Here is a 7,078-nt window from a genome sequence, read left to right on the forward strand (position 1 = left end):
ACCTCCATCTTGAACTTTTAAAAAATCGATAAAATGATCGCGAGCACTAGAACAGTTACTGTTTTGATAACCGTAATTGCGAAAATATCCTTGTATGATTGTCGATGTGTGAGTCCTGTAATGGCAAGGAGTGTGATGACCGCACCATTATGAGGGAGCGTATCCATACCACCTGATGCCATCGAAGCAATTCGGTGTAACAATTCCGGGCTAATCCCTGCATTGTTTGCTGCGGCCAAATATTGCTTGCCCATGACTTCCAAGGCGATGGACAGCCCTCCTGATGCGGAGCCCGTTACGCCGGCCAATATATTGACTGAAATGGCTTCAGAGATAAGCGGGTGAGAACTTAATCCTAGAATCCAGCCTTGAATAGCTTTGAATCCTGGGAGGGTTTTTACAACATTACCAAAGCCTACCTCAGATGCTGTGTTGAAAATAGCAAGCAGCGCCCCCATTGCTGCCGCCGTCAAGCCCGTTGCCAATTTGCTTTGAACAACGCGTGCATTAATGCAGATTGCAGAAAGAATACCTATGCACAAGGCTACGATCAATGCCCATGAAGACGATACTGTTTTTACGTTGGCAATATTAAACGTTTTCAAAAGATCAGCTGAATACCAGTTATTTACCGTTAAGAAGCCTCTGCTCAGCAAGTAGTTAAATAGCAGGACCAGCACCAATGGGATAATAGACACCCAGAGATTTGGATATTTCTGATTGTCTAGCCCCTCAGGCTCATTCTTATGTCCTGAACCATAGCCTTCACCAGCAGCTTCCGCTTGCTTACGTCTGCGTTCCAACCAGAACAGCCCTAGACCAAATACGATAAGACCGCCGATAATACCAAGGATTGGAGCTGCATAAGAATCCGTTCCGAAATAAGTTGTAGGAATTATATTTTGAATTTGTGGTGTTCCTGGCAGCGCATCCATCGTAAAAGTAAACGCTCCCAAAGCAATCGTGCCGGGAATCAATCTCTTTGGAATATTCGCTTCTCTGAAGATCGAAACAGCGAAAGGATACACTGCAAACGCTACCACAAATAAAGAAACACCGCCGTACGTTAAGATGCCACACGCAAGAACAACGGAAAGCATCGCTCTTTTGGATCCCAATGCCTTCACTAACGATTGCGCAATGGAGGATGCCGCACCGTTCAATTCCATCACTTTACCGAACACAGCTCCCAATAAGAAAATCGGGAAAAAGTTTTTCACATAATTCGCTGCGTTCACCATATACACTTCTGTATAGCTCGGCATTAAAGCAATTCCCGAAATCAATACAGCCAGCAAGGTGAAAATAGGTGCGAACACGATGACTGGGTAGCCTCTGTAAGCAAAAAACATCAGCAGGCCTAAGGATAACACAATCGCTACAATCTCAATAAACATGTTTTGTTCTCCTTTATAGTCAATTGTAAAGCGCTTCCAACTTGTCTGGTATGAATAAACAGCTTCAATTACATTTGGATTAATTTCAGTTTACATGCAGATTCTCAACAGGTAAAATTCATAATTGGAATGACAATCATGAAAAATCGCTATAGGTCGGGGATGATCCTTTGGATTTACGCCAGTTAACTTATCTGCTTGAAATTGCTAAACATATGAATTTTACCAAAGCAGCCGAAGCCCTTCACCTCACACAACCTACACTGAGTAAAATGGTGAAAAATATAGAAGAAGAACTGGGCGCTACTTTATTTGATCGTTCAGGTAAATATGTTCAATTGACGGACTCGGGAGAGATCGCCGTTCAACAGATTCAAGTCATCGTGCAGGCTGTCCAAGATCTTCATCACCTATTAGATGATGTCTCCAACCTAAAAAAAGGAACCATTACCATAGGGTTACCCCCAGTAGTTGGTTCCGTTTTCTTTACACGAGTTATCGCAAAGTTCCAAATTAAACATCCAAATATCCACTTCCAACTTGTCGAAGAAGGCGCTAAGAATGTAGAAAGCCTTGTGCAAAATCGAAAGCTTGATCTTGGTGTGGTGGTAGGGCCAGTAGATACGTCTAACTTTGAAACCTTGCCTTTTCTCTTTCAAAAATTAGCGCTCATCATCCATCGTTCTCATCCGCTAGCTGAGCAACCTAGTGTATCACTCCTGCAGCTTAGAAATGAACCCTTTATCCTGTTTCCTAGCGGCTATGCCGTTCGAAACCATGTCATTCATGCCTGTCGATCCGTTGGATTCGATCCTTCCGTTGTCTACGAAAGCTCGCAATGGGACCTTTTGGCTGAAATGGTTGCTTCGAATGCAGGCATTTCCATCATACCCGAGACGATTTGCAGTAAAATCACTTGTCCCGAAGTACTTACGTTACCTTTAACAGAGCCTTCTATTCCCTGGAATTTAGTCATTATTTGGCCTAAGGATCATTACGTCTCTTACGCTATGCGTGAGTTTATTTCGTTTAGCCAAGAGCTGTCGGAAACAGAGAACTGACTCTGCCAACATTCACTTACTGTTGGGGTCTGAGGTCATTCGAAGATGAGTATTACTTAGTTACTTTTACAATCATCTTATCGCTGGATACGGCTCCTGCATAGTTGACGAGCTCCGCGCGATACTCATAGGTGCCTATTGCTCTATTTGCTACGGTCGTTACTGCTGATTGAGCATTGGGTGTTTTATCCAAAAGTGTTTGCGTATCGATTAGAACGCCGTTTTCATATAAATGATACGTTGTTCCATTCGTACCCCACCACATGTTCATGGTGGCTTTGAAGTTGCCGTCACCATCCCAGTTGTCATTGGAAAGGACCGGTTTAGCCGGTGTTGCCTGAGTAACGATAACGGTCATAATGTCACTTCTCGTTGTGCCAAAAGTATTGGTGAGTTCAGCGTAGTAGCGGTAGGTCCCATTCATCTTGTAGGTAACAGACGTTACGGTAGATTGGGCACTCGGTGAATTATCCACAAGAATTTGGGTATCGATGAGCACATCATTTTCATACAGCTTATAGATTCTACCGTTATCTCCCCACCACATATCCATTTTCACCCTGTAATTGCCGTCCTGAATGCCGGTATCATACCCATTGTCATTAGACAGATCAGGTTTTCCCGGCACTCCTTTGCTTTTCGTAATCATGTTGTTTACGGTTGCGGTCGCAGTACCTTGATTGCCTGCATCATCAACAAATTCAAAAGTAAAGCTGCCGTTCATGATGAACGAGTAGCTGTTTGCCCCCCCGTTGTTCGTGATCGTTACATGTTCGCTTGGCGTAATGGACGCTACTACAATATCATTGGTCGGTGTTGTGCTGCTATATGCGACCGATGCAGTCGGCACTGTCATGTCTGCAATGTCCACGATTGTCATCGAATAAGGCTTCAATTGGATCTGTCCGGCAAAACTTGAGACAGGTGTCTCTGGCAACGGATTGACCTGAGGAGCGTCCAGCCAGCTCGCATTTGGATTGGTGAGGTAATCCGGCAAAGGATTTTCTCCCCCGTATATCCAATTCGTCTTGAGAGCCGCTCCTGGTACGGATACGTTAACCGGGTTCATCGTGCGGTTGGCAAATACGACCTTCTTAATGCCGCTTGCATCGCCGAATCCCCACGCGCCAACATCCGCGACATTATAATATACATTCGTTGCTATAAAGCGAAGCTTTTCATTTTGAACGTTGCCCTGTGCGAGATTAATCTTGTAGTAACTGCTGTTTGCGTCAAGCAAATCACCTAATGCTTTAAATACATGAAAATTCGGTAATTTGACGAGATCGCCATTCGATGCTTGCTGCACGATTCCAAACCCCTGAGTATCCACCATCGCGTGAACGTCGGTAATCGTCACTGCGCCTGACTCGATCATTTGCAGCACCCGTTCCATACTGTGGATCGCAAATCCTGGTGTCTTCATGAACTGTTTGCGTGCCTTCTCGTTCAAGTCCGTCTCTCCGAAAATGACCGTCGGAAGCGAGGACCATTCCGTTACCCACATTTCCTTGCCCGGGAATTGATTTTTTTGAATGATGAGCCCTTCCAATGCGCTTTGGTTATACGTATACAAATAGTCCATCATCTTGCTGTTCGTCAAATCATTCAGATACGGAATAGGGGAATACACATGGACGATGATCGCATCGTAGAAACTGGTGTCTTGCGCCAGGCTCTGGTTCCAAGCAGCAACCCGCCCCCCTTGCGTTGCTCCCCAGTCGACATTAGGATCTGGCTGATTATTGGGGTCAGCCGCGATCCTGTCTTCAAGGTCTTTCGCGACCGCGACAATACCAATTTTTATGGTTGGGTCGATGTTTTTGATGCCCTGATAAATCAATTTGCATTTTGCAATGTACTCGTTTACCGATGGGAACGCTTTATCAAAGAAAATTGAATATAGCTCATTGCCCATTTCCACATAAATAGGCTGGGTTGTCAGCTGCTTCATCTCCCGAATTTGAGTCAAAATTTCATCAACCGACTGTGAGATGACATTCAAGTCATATACGTACGGCACACCCAAAGTATTGGCCAGATGGTACGAATTCGCAAGGGATAGCCCAGGGAAGCCCGGCTTTAAGCTTACATTTTCAATAGCCCCGATCGTTTTATTTCCGTAAAATTGCTGATAACGCGGATCCTTCGAATTAATAAGGGTACCTTCGTTGTACATGTAGAAATCGGCGCCTGTTCCATCCGGACCACGCACGTTTTGCAGCTTGAGCTCCATGCCGAGATTATCATGGCTTGCAGGTTGAAAGTCGGTCACCCTGCCGATTTTTAAAACTTGTTCGTTATGCACCCCTAATAGATAGGGCGACAAAGCATGCGGAGTCGTATCGATCTGGAATTCCGCCGATGAAACGGTTGGACCCGGTATAGGATTCACCGTAACCTGGGTTGTGGCCGAAAATCCGCCGTCTACCGTAGTAACAGTAACCGTCGTCGTCCCGGCGGACAACGCTTTGATGGCTCTGGACTTGCTTGCTCCGCCGACCAAGCTTGCCACGGATGGGTCGCTGATTGACCATACGGTAAACGGGTTATCGGCATCAGTTGGAGCGATCGTCGCTGTAAGTTCCTCGGATTCCCCAACATATAGCGAAGTACTGGCCTTATTTAGGGAAACGCCTGTTGGCCGGACATAGACGACAACGTCACTCTTATCTTGATAAGAACCGTCATACGTTGCAGCGGTAATAGTAGCCTGCCCCTTTGCGACGGCTGTAACAACACCAGTTTGATCGACTGTTGCTACAGCATGGTTGCTTGAGCTCAATACGACATTTTTGCCAGTTTTATTGGTGATCGGAATAGGCGCGCTATTTCCTCTGGCGTAAGCGGCCAGCTTGGTGCCCATGACTAACTTCGAGCTTTCATGGTTCCAAATTTTAATATCGTCAATAGTCGCCTTTAGATTGTAAGTAGTCAACTGCACCTTGCCAAATGAATACGCAACGTTGGAAATCGCTCCCGCAAACGTATAATCAGCATCCGCTGCGCTTTTTACATATACTTGAACCGAATCGTCCAAAGCAGCCAGTTTGATATCGTAATCTATCCCTTGATTAAATGCTGCGGAATAAAAAGACTGCTCCGTACCGCCTGCTTTAATATAGCTTAACCCGGTCCCCCTGATCAGCAGCCGTGTGTAATCGGATTCGCTCACATATCTAAGCTTAATGGAAATGAAGTTTCCGGCCAAATTGTCTCCACGATTAAACCGCATCGAAATCGTCTGATTTCTCCATTGTGCATTCGCCCCTTTGAGTTCAATCAGAGAGGAAGCGGTTGTTGTCGAAGATAAGCGAGAATTATCAACCATCCAAGTCCCCTGTACAGGATTCCATAGATTCATGCCATTGCTGAAATCGTCCAGGAACTGCAATACCCCTATGGAATCCACCGGATCTTTTACATAGATATCGAATTTCACTTGCGACAAATTGTCTGCCGTAGCGGCAGTAATAGTAACTAGTCCTCTGCTTAATCCGGTAACCACACCGTTTCCATCAACAGTTGCCTTCGCCGCATCGCCAGAAGTCCATATAACCGAATTTCCAGTCGCATTTATTAATTGCAAATTGGATTGACTTCCCACGTTTAAAGAAGACAATATGTTTCCGTTTGCCATAAAAGCCGAATCACGCAAATTCGAAACGCTTACATTATCGATCTGCACTTTATCGTTGAAGGTTGAAAATCTGACCTTCCCGCTTTGAACGGGTACACCCGTAATCGTTCCTACACTCGTATAATTGGTTTCCGATTCAGTTTTTGCATATACGGTTGCCGTGCTTCCCGATATATTCATCTTGATGTCGTAGTTACTGCCAACGGTAAATTTATAGCCGGAAAGGGACACCTCGCTAGACCCATTAATGGTATAACTTAACCCGATAGGCCGGATCATCAAGCTCAAATTGCTGGTATTGCTAATATACCTCGTAAATACTCTTGTAAATCCACCTCCCGGCGTTTCCAAGATTTTCAGCCTGAAATCAACGATTTGATCCTGCCAAACCGAATTCGCCCCTTTCATCTCAATATTGTTCGAGCTGGACGTTGTAACGCGAAGTGCGCCATTATCAACGACCCATGACCCGTTAATTCCATTCCACAGTGACATCCCTGTACTGAAATTATCCTGGAACTGAAGGACGCCTGTACTTCCAGTGGCAAATCCTTTCGGTAGCGGGAGTAACAACGAAACTAGAAGAGTACATAAAATGAGCCCCGACATTATCTTTTTATACATTATGCATCCACCCTTTCATTATTATATAATTCAAGCAATGTAACCGCTTTCGATACACAGGAATAGGAATATTCGAAACAAGAATGTTCCGCTCGATAACATTTTCATTAATGGAGCTCCCTTATACTTAATAAATTCAATAATGTAAGCGTTTCACTTTCAATCTAAAAAGAAAACAACAGGGTTGTTCCGTGCCGACTTGAACACAGAGCAGCCTTGCTGCCCCCTACTACCAACTGCTTATTCCACAATCTCACATCGTAATTCATTGCCCCCCAAACGAATCGTTTGGTTTTGGAAAGAAATAAGCTTCTCCTCAGCGGAATCATTCCAGAATACGAAGAGTCTTCTCGCAT

General features: G+C 44.9%; 3 protein-coding genes. 1 reads left to right on the forward strand and 2 read right to left on the reverse strand.

What is annotated here, in order from left to right:
- Positions 1-17: 17 nt before the first annotated feature.
- Entirely contained in the window at positions 18-1,397 is a 1,380-nt protein-coding gene (locus tag GC102_RS11720) for a GntP family permease (RefSeq protein ID WP_171689693.1), read from the reverse strand.
- A 170-nt stretch (positions 1,398-1,567) separates the two neighbouring features.
- Here GC102_RS11720 and GC102_RS11725 point away from each other — a divergent pair, with 170 nt between their 5' ends.
- Positions 1,568-2,458 (forward strand): LysR family transcriptional regulator, encoded by an 891-nt coding sequence (locus tag GC102_RS11725; protein ID WP_171689694.1) that lies wholly within the window; start codon positions 1,568-1,570, stop codon positions 2,456-2,458.
- A 52-nt stretch (positions 2,459-2,510) separates the two neighbouring features.
- Here GC102_RS11725 and GC102_RS11730 read toward each other — a convergent pair whose 3' ends face one another.
- Entirely contained in the window at positions 2,511-6,722 is a 4,212-nt protein-coding gene (locus GC102_RS11730) for an Ig-like domain-containing protein (protein ID WP_171689695.1), read from the reverse strand.
- Positions 6,723-7,078: the final 356 nt, after the last annotated feature.

The sequence above is a fragment of the Paenibacillus germinis genome (assembly GCF_013141785.1).
Lineage (GTDB): Bacteria > Bacillota > Bacilli > Paenibacillales > NBRC-103111 > Paenibacillus_E > Paenibacillus_E phytorum.